Source organism: Thalassotalea sp. G2M2-11 (assembly GCF_017168195.1).
In the GTDB taxonomy this organism is placed as follows: domain Bacteria; phylum Pseudomonadota; class Gammaproteobacteria; order Enterobacterales; family Alteromonadaceae; genus Thalassotalea_E.
Map to the genome: position 1 here is coordinate 1,227,327 of NZ_JADNYL010000001.1, position 19,016 is coordinate 1,246,342.

General features: G+C 38.8%; 18 protein-coding genes. 11 read left to right on the forward strand and 7 right to left on the reverse strand.

Annotated elements, in window-relative coordinates; genetic code table 11:
* Positions 1-57: 57 nt before the first annotated feature.
* On the reverse strand, positions 58-468 hold the full coding sequence (locus IV514_RS05295) for a hypothetical protein (RefSeq protein ID WP_206483857.1): 411 nt from the start codon (positions 466-468) through the stop codon (positions 58-60).
* 54 nt (positions 469-522) lie between these two features.
* The gene (gene radA, locus IV514_RS05300; protein WP_206483858.1) at positions 523-1,884 is read right to left on the reverse strand and encodes a DNA repair protein RadA; all 1,362 of its coding nucleotides are present in this window, start codon (positions 1,882-1,884) and stop codon (positions 523-525) included.
* Between the two features lie 138 nt (positions 1,885-2,022).
* Here radA and IV514_RS05305 point away from each other — a divergent pair, with 138 nt between their 5' ends.
* Positions 2,023-4,497 (forward strand): PilZ domain-containing protein, encoded by a 2,475-nt coding sequence (locus IV514_RS05305; RefSeq protein ID WP_206483859.1) that lies wholly within the window; start codon positions 2,023-2,025, stop codon positions 4,495-4,497.
* 53 nt (positions 4,498-4,550) lie between these two features.
* Here IV514_RS05305 and serB read toward each other — a convergent pair whose 3' ends face one another.
* On the reverse strand, positions 4,551-5,615 hold the full coding sequence (serB, locus tag IV514_RS05310; protein ID WP_346776897.1) for a phosphoserine phosphatase SerB: 1,065 nt from the start codon (positions 5,613-5,615) through the stop codon (positions 4,551-4,553).
* A 104-nt stretch (positions 5,616-5,719) separates the two neighbouring features.
* On the opposite strand from serB, the gene IV514_RS05315 reads away from it, so the two are divergent.
* Complete coding sequence (locus IV514_RS05315; RefSeq protein ID WP_206483861.1) at positions 5,720-6,328, forward strand: AhpA/YtjB family protein; 609 nt, start codon at positions 5,720-5,722, stop codon at positions 6,326-6,328.
* A 15-nt stretch (positions 6,329-6,343) separates the two neighbouring features.
* On the opposite strand, the gene IV514_RS05320 is transcribed toward IV514_RS05315, so the two are convergent.
* From IV514_RS05320 to prfC, 4 genes are all read right to left on the reverse strand, one after another.
* Positions 6,344-7,132, reverse strand: coding sequence for a TatD family hydrolase (locus IV514_RS05320; protein ID WP_206483862.1), 789 nt, complete (start codon positions 7,130-7,132; stop codon positions 6,344-6,346).
* A 265-nt stretch (positions 7,133-7,397) separates the two neighbouring features.
* Positions 7,398-8,516 (reverse strand): HDOD domain-containing protein, encoded by a 1,119-nt coding sequence (locus IV514_RS05325; protein WP_206483863.1) that lies wholly within the window; start codon positions 8,514-8,516, stop codon positions 7,398-7,400.
* 16 nt (positions 8,517-8,532) lie between these two features.
* Positions 8,533-10,287 carry an arginine--tRNA ligase gene (gene argS / locus IV514_RS05330; RefSeq protein ID WP_206483864.1) on the reverse strand — a complete coding sequence of 585 codons (1,755 nt, stop codon included), beginning with the start codon at positions 10,285-10,287 and terminating at the stop codon, positions 8,533-8,535.
* Between the two features lie 118 nt (positions 10,288-10,405).
* Complete coding sequence (gene prfC / locus IV514_RS05335) at positions 10,406-11,986, reverse strand: peptide chain release factor 3 (protein WP_206483865.1); 1,581 nt, start codon at positions 11,984-11,986, stop codon at positions 10,406-10,408.
* A gap of 242 nt (positions 11,987-12,228) precedes the next feature.
* Between prfC and IV514_RS05340 the strand changes: the two genes are divergently transcribed.
* The 9 genes from IV514_RS05340 (at position 12,229) to IV514_RS05380 (ending at position 18,915) form a co-directional block, all read left to right on the forward strand.
* Complete coding sequence (locus IV514_RS05340) at positions 12,229-12,633, forward strand: BlaI/MecI/CopY family transcriptional regulator (RefSeq protein WP_206483866.1); 405 nt, start codon at positions 12,229-12,231, stop codon at positions 12,631-12,633.
* A 2-nt stretch (positions 12,634-12,635) separates the two neighbouring features.
* The gene (locus IV514_RS05345) at positions 12,636-13,910 is read left to right on the forward strand and encodes a M56 family metallopeptidase (protein ID WP_277601488.1); all 1,275 of its coding nucleotides are present in this window, start codon (positions 12,636-12,638) and stop codon (positions 13,908-13,910) included.
* 65 nt (positions 13,911-13,975) lie between these two features.
* Complete coding sequence (locus IV514_RS05350) at positions 13,976-14,734, forward strand: hypothetical protein (protein ID WP_206483868.1); 759 nt, start codon at positions 13,976-13,978, stop codon at positions 14,732-14,734.
* A 137-nt stretch (positions 14,735-14,871) separates the two neighbouring features.
* The gene (tehB, locus tag IV514_RS05355) at positions 14,872-15,438 is read left to right on the forward strand and encodes a tellurite resistance methyltransferase TehB (RefSeq protein ID WP_206483869.1); all 567 of its coding nucleotides are present in this window, start codon (positions 14,872-14,874) and stop codon (positions 15,436-15,438) included.
* 327 nt (positions 15,439-15,765) lie between these two features.
* Entirely contained in the window at positions 15,766-16,467 is a 702-nt protein-coding gene (locus tag IV514_RS05360; RefSeq protein ID WP_206483870.1) for a hypothetical protein, read from the forward strand.
* Positions 16,468-16,578: 111 nt separating this feature from the next.
* Complete coding sequence (locus tag IV514_RS05365) at positions 16,579-17,010, forward strand: NUDIX domain-containing protein (protein ID WP_206483871.1); 432 nt, start codon at positions 16,579-16,581, stop codon at positions 17,008-17,010.
* A gap of 105 nt (positions 17,011-17,115) precedes the next feature.
* Positions 17,116-17,421, forward strand: a complete 306-nt coding sequence (locus IV514_RS05370; protein ID WP_206483872.1) for a hypothetical protein — start codon at positions 17,116-17,118, stop codon at positions 17,419-17,421.
* A 142-nt stretch (positions 17,422-17,563) separates the two neighbouring features.
* Positions 17,564-18,040, forward strand: a complete 477-nt coding sequence (locus IV514_RS05375) for a hypothetical protein (RefSeq protein ID WP_206483873.1) — start codon at positions 17,564-17,566, stop codon at positions 18,038-18,040.
* Between the two features lie 128 nt (positions 18,041-18,168).
* Positions 18,169-18,915 (forward strand): HEPN domain-containing protein, encoded by a 747-nt coding sequence (locus tag IV514_RS05380; protein WP_206483874.1) that lies wholly within the window; start codon positions 18,169-18,171, stop codon positions 18,913-18,915.
* Positions 18,916-19,016 lie beyond the last annotated feature (101 nt).

The window sequence follows — 19,016 nt, forward strand, 5'->3', positions numbered from 1 at the left end:
ACTTAACATGACAAAAGGCTGCAGTTGCAGCCTTTTATCTAATTATTATAAGAAGTGTTATTTTACTTTTTGCCAGACTTCAAATTCCACACGGGTTTTATCTCGCCACCTAGCGTTATACCAAAGATCTCCCTTTATTTGGTAATCAAATTGATAATGACCACCATCTTCTAATTGATATGAAGCAATAGTAGGGGATTCAATGTAAGTTTTCTCGTTAAATGAATAGCTACCAGTACCCGCTGACCAGAACTTTCCTGCTTTGGTTGAAATAAAACTAAAGTGATTTTTGTTGATCACTTTTTGTGAGACTAAATCAAGTGACTGATAGGAAACCAGCTTATTGTTATGATCAAGGTATTCACCCGATACCAGTTGCCAAGTTCCGATAAACGGATTTTGTTGGCCGTGGGCAAGAGTTGCTATGCTTAGCGTGAGCAAAATGATAATGCGCTTACAATATGTCATTGATGTGTTCCTTAATATATGGGCGTGTTGAGCATCCGATCTAGAGACAGATTGTTAAATATGTTCAAGTGCATCACTGAGTTTTTTCACGCCAATCACTTCCATACCTTCAATAGGCGCTTTTGGCATATTATTAAACGGCACAATAGCCCGTTTAAAACCATGTTTTGCAGCCTCATTGATCCGTTCTTGACCACTAGGCACAGGACGAATTTCTCCCGATAGCCCCACTTCACCAAATACCACTAAATCTTGTGGTAGCGCATTATCTCTAAAGCTTGAAACTAGAGCTAATACCAATGCCAAATCAATACTGGTTTCAGAGACTTTAACGCCGCCCACAACATTGACAAAAACATCTTGATCATTCATTTGTAAGCCGCCATGGCGATGTAAAATCGCGAGTAACATAGCTAAACGGTTTTGTTCCGCGCCAACGGCAACTCGCCTAGGATTACCTAAAGCACTGTGATCAACCAGCGCTTGAATTTCAACAAGTAATGGCCTTGTTCCTTCCCATAGCACCATGACTACGCTACCCGGTGTTTGTTCATCGCTACGGGTTAAAAATATCGCTGATGGGTTTTTAACTTCTTTTAGCCCTGTGCCAGTCATGGCAAAAACGCCTAATTCATTGACTGCGCCAAATCTATTTTTGTTACCTCTTAATGTTCGGTAACGAGAATCTGTACTGCCCTCTAACATGATGGAGCAGTCGATACAGTGCTCAAGTACTTTAGGGCCAGCTAAAGAGCCATCTTTAGTGACATGCCCTACAATCAGCATTGCTACATGGTGTTGTTTCGCAAATCGGGTCAAAAACGCGGCGGTTTCTCTAACTTGTGATACGCTGCCTGGTGCTGATTGAATATCAGCCATATGCATCACCTGAATAGAGTCTATCACCATAATTTTTGGCTGCTCTTTTTCTGCGATATGGCAAATATTCTCGACACTGGTTTCAGATAATAATTTCAGTGTGTCAGCTTTTAATCCTAAGCGTTTAGCACGCATGGCAACTTGCTGGAGAGATTCTTCACCTGTTATGTATAAGGTTGGCATTTGTGTGGAAAGGGCACACATGGTTTGTAATAACAAGGTGCTTTTACCCGCCCCCGGTTCGCCACCAATAAGAATGGCGCTACCGGGAACAATACCACCACCGAGCACACGATCAAACTCGGCAAACCCAGAAGAAAAGCGCGGCAATTCTGCCAGATCTATGGTGTCAAGAGTTTGAACTTTTGCCTCAACCATACCTGAAAAACCGCTGAAATTTTGCCCTCTGCCGGGGGCTTTTGCTTGGCGAAATTCAGAAATGGTATTCCAAGCTTTACACTCATTACATTGCCCTAGCCAGCGAGAATACTCGGCCCCACAGTCTGTACAGACATAAGCCGTTTTACTTTTTGCCATCTTTTTCCTTTTAAGGTATGTAAATTGCTTAAGCTATTAATAATTATAATAATTAGCGCTATTACATTTTTGAAAATAAACTTATAATGATTTTCTCAAAAATTTGTGTATATAGCTACGGCAAAATTAGAAACGTAAATGACGAAAGACTTTTCAAAATATCAATCTATTATTGACCAATTTAAAGGCCAAGTAACAGCTAGTGACTTTGAAAAACGTTTTGCAACTGCGACCGCGAAACTTTCAAAAAAAGATAGCTTTTTGCTGAAAATGGAAGTTAAGCGCTTGTCTTCACCTTGTACTCGTTTAATTGATCTGCGAGGTCATGTTGATGGTGAATGTCGCGCATATGAACATGAAGAGCGTAATCATTACCTAGATGATATCGCTATTAAGGTATTTGAAGAGGCGGTGGCTGAGTATGGGGAATATACGTTCGGCGTTTATGAAGCGGTAATGAATACCGAAAATAACTTTCGTGTTATTTATCAACGTGAAAAAAGCCAGCTTAATAGTCCTGAAGCGGTTAAGCCTCCCCCAGCTAAAGTTTTTGAAAAAACACAGTATTCTGCCCAATTATATCGTTTTGGCCCTTATCATAATCGTTGTGAAGAACGAATGAATTATGCCATTTCGCTGCAAGTTATATTAGGTGAACGCAATACTGTTGATGCGATGAGTTCTGATATTAGTATTAATGGTTGTAAGTTTCGTTTGACGAATGAAGTTGAGCTGAAAGTTAGACAATTAATTAAAATTAGATATGTTGGGCTCACCGGTGAGTTTCAGTTTGGTAAAGACGATACTTTTAATTATGAAGTGAGAAGTATTAAACAAATTGAAGGTATGCAGTTAGTAGGAGTGAAGCGAGTATACACTGGCGCTCAACAACGTGATGGTTTCAGGCATTTCTTAAAAGGGTTTATTCAAGGGAATAAACGCCGTTATAAAATTAATTTAGATAATACGATCAGTGCATTACAGTCGCGGCTCTATGAACAATTTGTTTTGCCTCAGTCTAATGAATTACCTATTTTTATGTGTGATGATGCAGGAGAAGTCGTGCCTCGGTATGCGTTAACCTGTCATAATAATCAACATGTCTATCAATATTGGCAAGATGAAGCGCGTCGTTCAACATTGCATAACTTAGTGACCCCAGAACGTTTAGTACGTGTGAAAAAAGCGGCAGCCAAAGGAGAGTCGTTGCTGGTCTATAGCTTTATCCATGCTAGCAATGGTAAGTCCTATTTTTATACTGCTGACACCGTTCAGCTAGCCAACGATAAATCGTTTATGGCGCAATTTTTAGGTTTTGCGGCATCGAAAAAAAGCTTTGCCATTACGCAATTATCTTATTTGACGCTCGATACTGATTTGGCTGAGCCCTCGTTGACACTCGCAGATACGCTGGCAAAAAAAGATGAGTATCTCAATGCGCCTATTTCCAGTGATGTTAAACAATCTCTGGCGGGGCTAAGCGAAATCGTGGTTGCTCAGCATATTGAAAATAAAGAAATCAAAAGCTTCTATCAACAATTACCGTTTGATGATATTAATACCAGTAAAATTAAATCGTTTGGTCATAAACGTTTGGCTGAGCCTAATAATGTCGATGATGTCGGCATTAACTATAATAACCAACGACAAGAGCCTAGATTTATCTATAAAACCCCCGTTGAAGTGTTTGCTGACGATGTCAAATGGCAGGGGGTGTCCCATGACTTTTCAACTTCAGGGCTGAAATTAGAGGTTGATAAGCCTGTGATGCTAAAGAAAGGAGATGTAATTCAGGTTTCTTTTCCTAAATTACAAAAAATAACATCCTCGTTTGATCTCAATGGCTTACCCTATGAAGTCATGCGTTTAAATAAAAAGAAAACAACGCTGAATTTGCGGGTTTATGTTGAGAAACATCAGCATATTGGTCGGTCCTTCTTTAAAGCGCTTATCCAAAAAAATCGCGATAAGTTACCGCCAGATGAATATGCTATGTTGAGTCCTGGTCTTGCTAAGGCATTGCGTAATATTTATAGCGGTAGTTTAAAAACACCATCTTTGGTGATCCAAAGCAGTGGCAGTCGCTATAAAATTGAAACTATTACCACGAATGATGAACAATCGAAATTCTTATCGTATTGCAAATCATTAAGTGATCGTCACCAGTATTATAATCTCTATCCGTTATTGAATAACTTAAAAGCGACCAGCTTAATGCATTCTACCTTGAAGCGAATGCAAGCCGGTGATGCGCCGAAAAAAGATATTTTATATATCGCCATTAATCAGAGTAACGAAATGGTAGAGCAGTCGGTTACCACTAAGCTTGATTCAGAACTTGGTTCAGATCAATTGAAACGAATGTTTATTCGAAATGCCTTAAAACGCGGTGTATTTTTCTGCTTACAGGTTTTAGTTTCTCGTAGCAGTGAACCAGATATGACTTACTTAAATCCAGAGTTAAGCTATATTAGCTCTTACGCGATTCATCGCGGCAAACAGCTTGAGCAAGAAATATGGAGTGTTTCTGGGGTGATACAAGTTTTCGATATCACCAGTGAAGCATTATTTCGTTTTAAATTATTAGAACAACAGGCATTAGCGACACAATAATGAACAGCAGTTGAGTTAGCTGCTGTTCTATCTTTGTCTTTATTATCTCGACATTATTTTAACCAATGTATCAGGCAATCTAGCCCTTGATGATTGATTGCGCTATCGGCTTGTTTTAATACAATTGGCTTAGCATGGAATGCCACTCCTAAATGAGCCGCAGCCATCATCACTAAGTCATTGGCACCATCTCCCATGGCAACTGTTTGCTGTGCGGGTAATTGGTATTGCTGTTGTAATGTCGTTAAGCATTGCGCCTTGGCCTTAGCATCAACAACATCTCCTAACACTTTTCCGGTCAGCTTATCGTCGATAATTTCTAACACATTGGCATGAGCAGCATCGAGTGATAATAATGCTTTGAGATGATCGGCAAAATAAGTGAAACCACCCGAAGCGATAGCCACTTTCCATTGATGAGCATGTAAATACTCTACAAGTGTGGTTAGCCCGGGCATTAATGGAATATTATCAGTGACTTGAGCTAAGATGGAGGCTGGCGCACCTGCTAATGTTGCAACACGTTGGTGTAGGCTTTGGGCAAAATCTAACTTCCCTTGCATGGCAAGCTCTGTTACTTGTGCTACTTGCTCTCCTACACCGGCTAACGCCGCAATTTCATCGATACATTCAATTTCTATGGTCGTGGAATCCATATCCATGACCAGTACACCGGGCTCTGATAAAGTTGGCGCATTGCTAATAATTGCTGCCTCAAACCCGTGTGTTAACGCTAAGTTTGCTAATTCCGCTCGTGCCAATGAGAGCTCTTGGCAGTTGATCATAAAGCGATAACTTGTCTGTGCATTTCTGTGATTAATTGCATTAAGTGCAATAATTGATATTTGGCACTGATTAACAATTTCCACTAACTGTTTTAGTTGTAGCTGGCAAAAAACAATTAACTCAATCGCTGAATCTAATGCTTTGAGCTCTATTGTTGCACTAGTACTCGCTATATTTTCACAAAGTTGACCACTTTGCTCCAGCGCCAGTTGTTCATCATTGATGGAGCAAGCTAACGGAAACACATTAGGTGATTGTTTAATATCGATACATTGAGCTAATGATTTATCGAATATAGCGGCAAGAGATACGTTATTAACAGCGATTGACACGGTAAAAAAAACCTTATTTTTAAAGCAATTGATAAGCATTTATTTAAAACAAAGCGAGAACACTTTATAGTGTAGTTACGTGCGATGTTTAACTTATGCTTGCTATGACACAAACTGAATTGCCTTTATACCCTAAAGTATCATCGATTTATAATAAAATTATGCAATTAGCTATAGCTATATTCATCATTATTGTCTTAATGAATTTATGGTTTTTTAGTTTTGGGCAAAACAACCAAGCCATCGAACAACATTTTCGCTACGTGAGTCAGCAAAATTTGGCTCAAATTGCCGCTGCCGTTCCTTTGTTACGCAAAGATAGTGATAAACTTGAGCAATACTTTGATGACATTATGCAACAACAGTGGGTAAAAGATATTAGCCTTTATGATGCAACAGGGCAGTTGCTACTGGCTACTGATAATCAAATTAGTATCAATGATCTTTATGGTTTTTCAGAGTTTAAGCCTGATCGTAGTGGACAGTTTACCCCCTTTATCACAGAGCTACGCCACGATAATCAATTGACAGGCTATATCCGCTTAACTGTGAGTAATGAACGATTAAAAGGGCCATTACTTGAGGCAAGTGAAGCGCATTTTGATTTATTACGGTTAATGATGATTTTAGCGGGTGTGGTTGGCTTTTTACTAACGCGTGGTTTAAACCGATTTAGTCGTCAAGGTTTCCGCTTAGCAAGAGCACTTGATTGATAGCGCTGAAATCGTTCATCCTGTGTTGCCTAAAAAACTATTGATATTATTTTCAAGCGCTGTTGCCAGTTGCTCTGGTGGCTCTGATCTTAAATGGCATAAGGTATCGAATACAGTTAATAAGGTCAGGGGCGTATTATGTTTTCCTTGTTCACCATGAATTGGCATTGCAGGCGCATCAGTTTCTAATACCAGTGACGATAAGGGCAGTTTACTCACCGCTTTAATGGTCTTTTGTGCTCTAGGGTAGGTGATAGTACCGCCGATGCCTAATTTAAATCCCATCTCTATGTAAGTCATCGCTTGCTGATAACTGCCTGAAAAGCCGTGGATAATACCTCCGCAGCTAGCAGGTGTTTTTTTTAATAAACTGATGATTTCATTATGGGTGCGTCGATGATGAATAATGACGGGTTTTTTTACTTGATTGGCAAGGTAAAGCTGGTACTCAAAAAAGGTGATCTGCTTGGCCCAGTTATCTTGTTGTTCGGCTATCACGCCATCAAGCCCCATCTCACCAATCGCCACTATCTCATTTAGGTGGTCGGCGACTTTAGCACTGAGTGCCAAAAGGTGCTGTTCATTGAGCTCAGTTAAAAACCATGGATGAATGCCTAAGCAAGGTAAGAGCTGACATGGTTGCGATGTTTGACAGGTCGTTAACAGGCGCTGCCAATAATGTGGAGAAACTGCTGGAATAATTAAGCGATGAATATGCTGCTGCGCACATTTGCCAAGCAAAGAGTCAAACTCAGCGTCAAATTCAGTAAAGTCAATATGACAATGGCTATCGGTAAATTGCATAAGTTCTCCGCCTCGGTAGCATCAACTATAGTGAAGAAATATAGGCTTAACAAATATTTAGTTAATCTCAGCTTTGTTTAAGAAATAGTGCTAAGTCCAATAAAACAATAACGTAACAGTATCTCATATTTCCAGCTTGATATTTTTGTCTGAATTTAAGGCTTTATGGCGCAGGGAACGCTTGCTATTTCGTTTCAAAATAATGCAGAGGTCAGTAAAAATAGCTGCTAAAAACGCATGACTTATGCGAAGCTGAGCTTCGTTATTATAAGTACTTGCGGGCATCCCGTTGCATTGAGGGTATTTTTTCTGCCAACTGAAAATGGGCGATAAAGTCAGGGTAAGGCAGTTGCTCGTTTAATAAGGTATTGGCTAAATATACTGCTTGCGGTACAGAAAAATGGTCAGAGAGTAGTTTCTCTGGTGAATGATGTAGCAATACCGCATTGATCAGTTCATACGGGAAACTCCATAAATGCAACAAGTATGCGCCAAGCTGGCAGTGATCAGTTGAAAACATTTTCTGTTCTAGTAACACATCACTATTTTGCTGTGCCTGTTGTGTTAAGTAATTTTCGCTTAGCGTGTCATCAATACAAAATAATACTAATTTGCCAATATCGTGTAACAAGCCTGCCAGCATGGCGATTTGCTTTTCTTCCTTAGGAACAATTGTTGCTGCAAAACGTGCGGTTGATAAGCTGTGTTGTTGAAACTTACTGATAAAAAAGTGAGGAATAACTGATTGGTTCGCACATAACTCTGCGGTTAACACAACACAGGTTAATGTGTCGATACCAAGCTTAGCGATGGCTTCTGCAATATTGTTTATTGGGGTCTCAATATGCGCATAGATATTATTGGTTATCTGGATCACTTTAGCCGTAAGTGCAGGATCTTGCGTGATCACCTTGGCAATTTTGTCTGCGTTCGCATGTTGGCTTTCAAGTAAGTTGTGTAATTGCAGGTAAACCTTTGGTGGACTTGGTAGCGACTTTACTTGCTTTAGCGTATTAACAATGATTGCTTTAGTTATATGCTGATGCTGCGACTGAAAATACAGTAATTGCTCAACAAGCTGGGTATCATTTACCGTCACTTCATACTGATAATGGGCAATACGTTCTTCGAGCGTGGAACCCTGGCTGAGGTAGGCAATCCGTATTAATTTCGGGTATTTAATACTAATTGCTTTAAGTAGATCATAGCTGGTGGTTTTTGTTAAATGATCACTGACTATAACGGCATCAAAGCTGCTTTTAGGTAACAGCTTTAATGCCTGTATTGGATCAATAAGAAGCACGGTTTGACAGGTATTTTGCTTGAGCAATCTGTTAAGGTTGGCTAAATCATTAGCCTGATTGTTGATTAATAATACCTTCATCAAAACGCCTAATGAACTACATACGTTCCATGACATCAATGCCTAAAATATCTAAACCTTGCTTTAAGGTTTTTGATATTTGCGCACATAATGCCAGACGTGAGTTTTTCACTTGAGCATCAATCCCTTCTTTTAATATTGGACACGCTTCGTAAAAGCTCATATATAAGCTAGCAAGTTCATATAGGTAATTACATAACAGATTAGGCGTACACTCGCTAATCACTGCGTCAATAACATCTTCAAGTTGCAATAGCTTTAATGCCAGTGCTTTTTCTTGTGGCTCAACAATGGCAAAGTCATTTGTTAAGCTTGTTTGATCAACGTCAGCCTTAGTGAAAATACTTTGAATGCGTGAGTATGCATATTGTAAGTAAGGTGCAGTCGCTCCTTCAAAACTTAGCATGGTTTGCCAGTTGAAAATATAATCACTGGTGCGGTTTTTCGATAAATCAGCAAACTTAACTGCGCCAATGCCTACTTTTCGGGCAATTTCATCTAGTTTTTCACCGCTATAATCTGGGTTTTTCTCTTGAATAAGAGCTTTTGCTCTCACGACGGCTTCATCTAATAACTCAGCTAACTTGATGGTGCCACCAGTACGAGTTTTAAATGGCTTGCCGTCATCACCCATCATCATACCAAACGGGCAGTGATGGTAGCTGACATGTTCAGGTAAGAAGCCTGCTTTTCTGGCCACAATTTCAACCTGTTTAAAATGTAAGGCTTGACGTGCGTCGGTGAAAATAATGATACGATCGGCATTAAGTTCACCGCTACGATAACGACATGCTGATAAATCGGTGGTGGCATATAAATAGCCGCCACCCGATTTTTGTACAATAAATACTGAAGGTTCACCGTCTTTATTGGCCATTTCATCGATAAAGACCACTTTAGCGCCTTGATCTTCCACCGCAATGTGTTTTGCCATTAACTCATCGATAACTTTTGGTAAGTCAGGGTTATAAGCACTTTCACCCATGATATCGTCGCGTGTTAATGTGACATTGAGTTTTTCGTATATCTCTTCACTATGCGCGATAGAAATATCAATAAATTGCTGCCAAAGTGTGCCGCACTCGCTGTCGCCACTTTGAAGTTTTACCACAAATTCACGTGCGCGGTCGGCAAAGCCTTCTTCGTCATCAAAGCGAACTTTTGCTTCACGGTAAAAGTTTTCTAAATCAGCTAAGGCAGTTTCAGCCACTTCATTGGCTTGTAATTTATCGCTTAAATGCGCTAATAACATGCCAAACTGTGTGCCCCAATCGCCCATATGGTTTTGGCGAATCACTGTGTCGCCACGAAACTCCAATGCGCGTACCACAGCATCACCAATAATGGTGGAACGTAAGTGCCCGACATGCATTTCTTTCGCTAGGTTAGGTGCAGAATAATCAACCACTACATTTTGGGCTTGATCGTCAGACGATTGGCCTCGTTGTGCAACACCGAGCTTAGTATCGGCAGCAATTGAACTAAGTTGCTCAGCTAACCAAGTTTGTGATAAATGAATATTAATAAAGCCAGGACCCGCTAGCTCTACCTTACTGGCAATATCGCTTAAATCTAAGTGTTCTAGTACCTTGCTTGCGAGCTCACGCGGGTTAGTTTTAAGTTTTTTAGCTGCACCCATCACGCCATTGGCTTGGTAATCACCAAAATTGGCACGATTTGAAATACTAACGGCAGGGTTAGTGTCTTCAGGTAAGCCTGCTGCTACCATCGCCGATAATACTTTTTCACTTAATAACTGTTTAATATTCATTTAAATAAACTCTTTTTCATGGTTGTTTGGCTCACTAGTAAAGTGGAGCCAAGTCATTGCGTATTAAGTGCTGTTACGCAATGAAGAATGTAATCAATTCGTTATTTGCTTGGCCTATTTAGTGTTCACGCGTGGCATGAAACTTAATCTCAGGATGACGTTCCTGTGCCAAATTAAGATTGACCATAGTAGGTGCAATATAAGTGAGGTTATCACCACCGTCTAGGGCCAAATTATCATAGGCTTTTTTCTGAAATTGCTCTAATGTTCTTTCGTCATCACAACTACACCAGCGCGCCGTGGCAACACTGATTGGTTCATAGATGGCATCAACGTTATATTCTGTTTTTAAGCGTTGTACTACCACTTCAAATTGTAGAACACCGACAGCACCCACGATCATATCGTTGGAGTTGAATGGGCGAAATACTTGAACTGCACCTTCTTCAGATAATTGAATTAGGCCTTTTTGCAGTTGTTTTGCTTTTAGCGGATCACGTAAACGAATACGGCGGAACATTTCAGGCGCAAAGTTAGGAATACCACTAAATTTCATCTCTTCGCCTGAAGTGAACGTATCGCCTATTTGAATACTGCCATGGTTGTGCAGGCCAATAATATCACCAGCAAACGCTTGTTCAACGTTAGCGCGATCACCCGCCATAAAGGTGACAGCATCCGCTATTTTGACATCTTTACCAATTCGTACCTGACGCATTTTCATGCCTTTTTCATATTTGCCTGATACGATGCGCATGAAAGCGATACGGTCACGGTGTTTTGGATCCATGTTGGCTTGAATTTTAAATACAAAACCTGAGAACTTTTCTTCACTGGCGGCAACATCACGCTTATCGGTACTACGAGGTAATGGCGTTGGAGCCCATTTTGTTAGCCCGTCAAGCATGTGATCAACACCAAAGTTACCGAGTGCCGTACCAAAAAATACAGGCGTTAATTCACCACTTAAAAACTCTTTTTGGTTGAATTCATGCGAAGCGCCAATGACTAATTCAAGCTCTTCACGTAAATCATCAGCATAATTACCTATGGCAGTATCAAGCTCTGGATTGTCTAACCCTTTGATCACGCGCTTTTCTTGAATTGTGTGACCTTGGCCTGATTGATATAAAATGGTTTCATCGGTGAGGATGTTATACACCCCTTGGAACTCTTTCCCCATGCCGATAGGCCAAGTAATTGGCGCACATTTTATTTTTAATACATCTTCAACTTCATCCATTACTTCCATAGGATCGCGCACGTCGCGGTCCATTTTGTTCATAAAAGTAATGATGGGAGTGTCGCGCAGGCGGGTAACTTCCATTAGCTTGATGGTACGATCCTCAACACCTTTAGCGGTATCGATGACCATCAAACAAGAATCTACAGCCGTTAAGGTACGGTAAGTATCTTCCGAGAAGTCTTCATGTCCCGGTGTATCGAGCAGGTTCACGAGGCAATCATTGTAAGGAAATTGCATAACTGAGGTAGTGATTGAAATACCCCGATCTTTTTCCATTTCCATCCAGTCAGATTTTGCATGCTGGCCTGATTTTTTACCTTTTACGGTACCTGCCTTTTGCAAGGCTTGACCAAAAAGTAACACTTTTTCAGTGATAGTCGTTTTACCGGCGTCAGGGTGAGAAATAATCGCAAACGTTCTACGAATGTCGACTTCCTGCTGTTGTACAGACATGCAAATTACCTGTTTAAAAATGAATGTTGAAAAATAGATGAATTTTTAGCGGGCGCTATTATAGCGAAAACATTGATTTAAGGCAGTAATAATCTCACCTTTAGTTCGAAAAAGTTTTCTTTACTTTAAATAATGTCATTTTATCGTTGACTTATTTGATTACAGGTGTAATCTTTAACTTGTGATTACATTTGTAATTTTTAAAGTAAGTGCGTATGCTAATGCCATTGTAGACTAATTTAATGAGTAGAATGATGAAAGAAGTGTCTCAAACAGAATTTGAAGTATTAGATGTACTTTGGCAACAGTATCCAGCCAGCGCCAATGACATTATTGAACGACTTAACCAGCAAAAAGAATGGCACGAGAAAACGGTTAAAACCTTATTAAATCGCTTAGTAAAAAAGCATGCGATTAGTTTTGAAAAACAGCAACGACGCTACCTTTACACGCCGTTAATTGCACGTGACGAATATGTTGAGAGCCAAAGTCAAAGTTTGGTTGAACGGTTATTTAAAGGTAAGTTATCACCGTTGGTTGCCGGCTTTGCTAAAAACAAAGATCTCGATAAAGATGACATTGCTGAGCTCAAAAATATTATTGCTTCTTGGGAGCAAGAAAATGAAGCTGAGAACAAAGGGAACTGATCATGGTAGCGACATTCATTTCTCTGTTATACCCACTTTCTATCTCACTCACAGTGTTACTTGTTAGTCACAGTATAATGAGTAGAAAAATAGGTGCTGCTAATCAGTATTTAATGTGGAGCATAGTTCCGATGAGTTTAATCGCCTATTTGCTGCCGTTACCTGTTGTGCAACATTCGCTAGCTGTTAGCTCACAAGTGAGCCGTTATATTGTTAATCCTACACAAGATATCACGCCATTAGTCAGCTCTGATTTTTTTATCTATTTATGGTTATCGGTTAGTACCTTGATGTTGGCTTATTGGTTAGTTGTTCATATTCATTTTGTTCGTCATTTGTCGTTAAAAAAGCTGACATTTGCTCAGCTTGCGCAATTACCTTTTGATGGTGAACCGCCTAAACAACTTGCGACTTATTATAGTGAACAGGCCTATAGCCCTATGTTGGTGGGATTATTCAAACAAAAATTGGTACTGCCGACGAATTTTCACTCGCTTTATAACTTAGAGCAGCAACAACTGATTTTACAACACGAGATTTGTCATTTTGATCGCAATGACATTTATTGGAACCTAGTGGCGTTTATTTTGGTGGCGTTATTTTGGTTTCACCCCTTGGTTTGGCTTGCGTATTTTCGCTTTCGTCGTGACCAAGAACTTTCCTGTGACTCACGTGTTTTGGCGCGCAAGCACATGAGCAGCAGGGTTAACTACAGCAAGGCGTTATTGGTTGCAGCGCAAACCGCACCACGTATCGCTTTTGCGCAATTATCATTTAAAAAGTATGGAGATAAAGCCATTATGTTTGAACGAATTAAACAAATTAAGGCAAATCATAAAGCATCAACTTTAAGCGTGTCACTGGTCTCTTTAATGACGGTCGCCATGTTATCAAGCTTTAGCTACGCAGGTAACCTTGGCCAAGGTGATGTTAAACAACAGTACCGAACACCACCCAAAGAACAAGCCATTTCAAAACCAATTATGAGAGTTGAGCCAAAGTATCCTTTAAAAGCAGCAGAAGAGAAGATAGAAGGCTCGGTAGTCTTGAAATTTGATGTTAACACTGATGGCAACGTAATGAATGTTGAAGTGATGAAAGGCAAGCCGGCATATGTGTTTGATCGCGTTGCAATTGCTGCACTGAAGAAATGGAAATATGAACCTGTCTCCAGTGTGGTAAGAAATAACTTAGTACAGCTAGATTTTCGTATGGATGAAAACTCAACATATGAAGATGTTGATTTAATTGAGAAAATTAACGTAGTAGAGCAATAGTAGATTGTTAGTTTAGTAGGACAAAGGGAATTTTGTCCTACTTGAATAAAGCTAGGAAAAGTTTGATGAATGCAGTAAGTTTTGGTGTTGTATTACGTTGTGTTTGGTTGATTAGTCTACTGTCGATGAGTGCTTGCTCTTCAAAATTACATGTCCACATATTTAATGATAATTTATCTGAAACAGATTTAACGTTAATCGAAGATAAATTTAAATCATCAAAAATATTATACTCTATTAGTACAGTAAAAGTTCCTGAATCTATTTCAAGCAATTCTATTCTTTATACGCCTTCTATTAGTTCTAATGCGCAAATTTATAAGGTAATTGAACTTTTAGAGTCTTCAGGTTTTGATATTTCATGGACTTCTATTTTAAAGGTAGACAATCACAGTTTTACTCACAATCATATGGGATTATATTTATTTTCAGATAAGCTGCATAAAAAACAAGAAATAAAGCCATTCATTGAAGTAAATGAATACGGAAGTGTTAAGTGCGGTAGTTATTTAAGGTTGAACACTGATGCTAAATTTACAATTAATTTTGATATTTGGGATGTTGCATTAGACGATTACCGAGAGGTTAAGGTTGCAGGAACATGGCATTCAGACGATATAGATAAGATCACACTCAGTGCTAATAGTTGGCGTACAAGTTTGAGTTTCAAAAAACGGGTAAGTATTGAGCCTACACCTGATGGAGTTTTGAAAGAGATATCCTTACTTCCCATCACAGAAAATGAAAATATTGGCTTTTATTTAACCGCATCAGAAAGTCAACCTAATGCTAATTGTGTTTATAGAACCTCTATATACCAATAATCTTGTATCACTTAGAGCAAATTTTTTGCTAGGTTGATTAAGGTCAAATAAAGTCTAGTTATTCGATCTATTCATAGTTAACCGTGCTGGATTAATAGTAAGATCACGGCTCTTTTTTCACAACTTAAGTCGTTTACATGAATGTTGATCTAAATAGCCGCTATGGTTTAAACCCTGCGCACAGTGAAGTCGTTGAAGCTTGTAAAATTATTGAACCCTGCAAGGTATTAGATATGGGGTGTTCTAACGGGCGTAATGCTGTATATCTTAGCCAGCAAGGTTTTGATGTGACCGCAATTGACACTAATCCCAGTGCGATTGATATGCTGAAAAGTATTAGTGTTGAAGAGAGCCTGGCTAACATTAACACTCAACTCTATGACATTAATAATGCAAACCTTAGCGAAGATTATGGCTTTATCAACTGTACCGTAACGCTGATGTTTATCGACCCATTGAATGTCGAAGCGGTGCTGGCTGATATGCAAACACATACGCTCGCTGGCGGTTATAACTTGATTGTTTGTGCGATGAACACAGAAACACATCCATGCCCAGCACCTTTTCCATTTACTTTAAAAGCAGGGCAGTTAGCTGAAGCTTATAAAGGATGGGAAATGATTAAATACAATGAAGATGTTGGTACCATGCATAATGGCGCTAAATTGCAGTTTGCTACTATGTTGGCACGTAAACCCAGATAAGCATGCTTAGCTATAGTCGCTTACATTTGAGCTAAAGTATTGATGAGTTAGTTGATATTGCATCTGTGAGCGTGAAACGGGCATTGAAATATTTTCTTTCGATACTGATTTTATATCCAGAACCAACAAACTTCCCCTATATTCAGGAAAATGCGCAATTTGCGCATTTTTGTCCTTAGACCACTTTGCTAACTTTCAAATATTTTCTTAGCTAGCAAAAGGTTAGTAAATTTGATAATAATGTAGTAATCAGAAAAGTGAGCAATGGCGCGGTAGAAAAATGCGCAACTTGCGCACTATTAAATTGTTAAATGCTACAGGACAGTTATGAGTCAGGCTGCTAAATTTCAACGCAATAAAGATGAACAAAGTCGTTGCGTAGAAATTCACGACAAATTCAGAGACGACCTTCTTAAGAGGCAACTCTCCAACAGTGAGGGGTATGACAAAGCTATTTTGTCTTTATCTTCTGCTGGGCTAGCTTTATCACTCACAGCAATAAAATTTATAATACCATTAGATACAGCCCATTACTTATGGGCAATAAAAACATCATGGTGGCTATTTTTTACAACAATTATTTGCTCATTACTTGCATATTTAATCGGAAATATAGCCATAGGTAAGCAACTCAAAATTGCAGAAAAATATTACCTTGAGGGCTTAGTAAGCGCTCAAACAGAAAAAAATATATATACAACTATAAATTCATTTCTTAATAATATAACTGGGATTATATTTGCTGTCGCAATATCCTTGGTTATTTATTTTGTTACTGCTAATTTGAATGGAGATCAACACGTGAAAGATAAAAATCTAACTAATACAAATATATCTAAAACCGTCACTTTTAGAGATAGTGCCCCCATACCCAACATGCAGATCGCACCAGGAGGTGAAAGTCGCGCAAAATTGAGCGCAGATCTTCCTTCAATGCAAATGGCTCCTGGAACTGTTGCGCCAGTAAGCGAATCTGCAGCCCCTACAGAAAGTAGTGGCTCATCAACAAAAGAAAATGAGAGTAAGTAGCACTTAACAAGCTAATAAATAAGGACTAAAAACAGTTTGCTGTTTTCGTTCCTCAACATTTTAGCAAACTATTTTTAGCCCATTATTAGGGCGTTATACATCAAGAGAGTTATGAGTACATTTCACAATATTGCTAGAGCATTAATCATTAATAATAATCACGTTTTGCTTGTACGTGCCAAAGGGGCAAAAAATACTTTTCTGCCGGGTGGTCATATAGAGTTTGGCGAAACCGTTCAAGAAACAATTGCTCGTGAAATCAATGAAGAAATTGGATATGACTGTAAAGTGGGTGACTTCGTAGGTGCTATTGAACATATGTGGCCTGAAGATGTAAAAGATAACCACGAGATAAATTTAGTATTTCTAGTAGATGTTTTAGGTTTAGATTCCTCTGTTGAACCTGAATCAAAAGAATCTCACTTAGATCTGTTCTGGGTTAAACTTTCAGAAATTAAAAACTATAATTTACAGCCAAGTCCTTTAAACGACTGGGTTCTTGGTCATGCCAATAATAACTGGGCAACAACTATAAATGTATAACAAGGCATTTAATCGGACAATTTACAGTTGGCTTGTTCGCTTCGCTTAATTTTAGCCAACTGCAAATTCCCGTTTAATGCGGCGTTATATAACTATGGAAGGCTCATGAGTTATCAGGAAGATAGAGACGAAATATTTAAAGAACAGAAAATTTATCAAAATGCAGCCAATACTTTATGGGGCGTTTTGTTTTTAATGTTTGCTGGTGTAGTTTGGCTCCCTGACTACGCATTTCCAATTGTAATCGTAGCCGTTTTAGTACTGGGTTTAAGTTTTTACTTTGTACGTACTGCACGTAAAAACAATTTAACTTGCTCAAGTTGTAATCGTAATCTAGTACCTACAGTTTTAGAGCTTGGAGAGAAATCGGAGCAATGCTACTGTCCAGCTTGTGGTAACAAAGTTATATAACAAGCCATTGCAGTGCGGGACTTTTAAAAGTTGGCTTTCCTCACTGCGTTCGTTATTTTAGCCAACAATTAAAAGCCCCTGAATGGGGCGTTAGGGCTATAGAAGTAGTCTGGTTAAATTTAACTATCAAAAGGAAATGAATATGAAAAATTTAAAATTGCTTTCAATCTTGGCTATATGTGTAACTTCGCTTGGCTGTAGTGTTTTACCTGTCAAAGTAGGAGTTAAGGAAAATAATTTCAGGTTTGAAAACTTTAAAAGAGTAAATGGCTCAGACTCAGAGTATGTTCACTTAATGTGTCATCAAAAAAAACCAACCTCTTGGGCACAGCCTAAGCAATATTTGAGTGGTGAACATGATTTATGGGTTAAGGCTAGCACTTCAAATCGACACATTCCAAATAGTACAAGAGAAGCTTTTGTAAATTTCAAAGTGAAGTTGGAGCCTAACAAAAACTATATGCTAAACAGAAAAGTAGTTGACGATAAAATATCTATTTGGATACAAGAGGTAGACACAGGTTTAGGGGTTTCTGAGGTGTTGGTTACTCAATTAAGGCAACCTTTATTGATTGAGCGTAATTTAAGAAAAACACAATGCGAATCAGGTTCTATATAAAAATAGCCCTAACAAGCCATTCAAGCAGGACTTTTAACAGTTGGCTAGGTTCCGCTTCGCTTGACATTTTAGCCAACAATTAAAAGCCTCTTAATGGGGCGTTATAAATTCAGGTCAAAGTTCAGAGTATGAGTTCAACAAAAGAATATTGGTTCGCAGTTCAGGAAGAACAGAAAGAAGCGTGGATTCGCGATCATTTGGAAGATGAAGATAGTGACGAGTATTCTGATGAGTGGGAGCGATTGTCAGAAGAATATGATGAAAAAGAAGAATCATTTCGTGCTCAAGCAGAGCTTGAAGAAGAACTATATTGGTTAAATGAAAGGTCTTACTCAGAAGAATATATTAAATTCAATGAAGAAATATCAAAACTAAAGGAAATGCTAAATAAAATAGTAATCTTTGAGTTCAAAGAAACGATTATAAAAATGACTTATGCGCACTCTGTTACTCTTCTAGAATCATACCTTAGTGACACATTAAAATTACTAGTAGTTAAGCATCCTAACTTACTTGAGAATGCGATTTTAAATGTTGATGGTCTTAAAAAAGCTAAATTTTCACTAACTCAAATTAATAAATCACCTAATGGAGTTGTTAGCCTAGTTTTAGGTGAGCTATCTGATTATCTATATCATAATATTCCTAAGGTAATTAATGTTTACTCGGCGGTTCTCGGTTGTAAATTAAACTTAGATATATCTGAAATTGATACAGTGACTAAAGTTCGTCATGATATTGTGCATCGTGACGCTAAAACTAAAGATGGTAGTCCAATTGTCCTAAATGAGGAAGTGGCGCTTAAAGCTGTAACGGACATTGAGATCTTTGTACATGCTCTACAAGAACAAATTGATGGAGCAATGAATTTATAACAAGCCATTACAGTAACGGGACTGCTAACAGCTTGCTCGGTTCCGCTTCGCTACACATTTTAGCAAGCTATTATCAGCCCCTGAATGGGGCGTTATGTATC

Excerpts from the sequence above, each read along its gene's own strand:
- IV514_RS05295 (WP_206483857.1), bottom strand. The coding sequence starts at position 468 with ATGACATATTGTAAGCGCATTATCATTTTGCTCACGCTAAGCATAGCA.
- radA (WP_206483858.1), bottom strand. The coding sequence starts at position 1,884 with ATGGCAAAAAGTAAAACGGCTTATGTCTGTACAGACTGTGGGGCCGAG.
- IV514_RS05305 (WP_206483859.1), top strand. The coding sequence starts at position 2,023 with ATGACGAAAGACTTTTCAAAATATCAATCTATTATTGACCAATTTAAA.
- IV514_RS05315 (WP_206483861.1), top strand. The coding sequence starts at position 5,720 with ATGACACAAACTGAATTGCCTTTATACCCTAAAGTATCATCGATTTAT.
- IV514_RS05320 (WP_206483862.1), bottom strand. The coding sequence starts at position 7,132 with ATGCAATTTACCGATAGCCATTGTCATATTGACTTTACTGAATTTGAC.
- IV514_RS05325 (WP_206483863.1), bottom strand. The coding sequence starts at position 8,516 with ATGAAGGTATTATTAATCAACAATCAGGCTAATGATTTAGCCAACCTT.
- argS (WP_206483864.1), bottom strand. The coding sequence starts at position 10,287 with ATGAATATTAAACAGTTATTAAGTGAAAAAGTATTATCGGCGATGGTA.
- prfC (WP_206483865.1), bottom strand. The coding sequence starts at position 11,986 with ATGTCTGTACAACAGCAGGAAGTCGACATTCGTAGAACGTTTGCGATT.
- IV514_RS05340 (WP_206483866.1), top strand. The coding sequence starts at position 12,229 with ATGAGTAGAATGATGAAAGAAGTGTCTCAAACAGAATTTGAAGTATTA.
- IV514_RS05345 (WP_277601488.1), top strand. The coding sequence starts at position 12,636 with ATGGTAGCGACATTCATTTCTCTGTTATACCCACTTTCTATCTCACTC.
- IV514_RS05350 (WP_206483868.1), top strand. The coding sequence starts at position 13,976 with ATGAATGCAGTAAGTTTTGGTGTTGTATTACGTTGTGTTTGGTTGATT.
- tehB (WP_206483869.1), top strand. The coding sequence starts at position 14,872 with ATGAATGTTGATCTAAATAGCCGCTATGGTTTAAACCCTGCGCACAGT.
- IV514_RS05360 (WP_206483870.1), top strand. The coding sequence starts at position 15,766 with ATGAGTCAGGCTGCTAAATTTCAACGCAATAAAGATGAACAAAGTCGT.
- IV514_RS05365 (WP_206483871.1), top strand. The coding sequence starts at position 16,579 with ATGAGTACATTTCACAATATTGCTAGAGCATTAATCATTAATAATAAT.
- IV514_RS05370 (WP_206483872.1), top strand. The coding sequence starts at position 17,116 with ATGAGTTATCAGGAAGATAGAGACGAAATATTTAAAGAACAGAAAATT.
- IV514_RS05375 (WP_206483873.1), top strand. The coding sequence starts at position 17,564 with ATGAAAAATTTAAAATTGCTTTCAATCTTGGCTATATGTGTAACTTCG.
- IV514_RS05380 (WP_206483874.1), top strand. The coding sequence starts at position 18,169 with ATGAGTTCAACAAAAGAATATTGGTTCGCAGTTCAGGAAGAACAGAAA.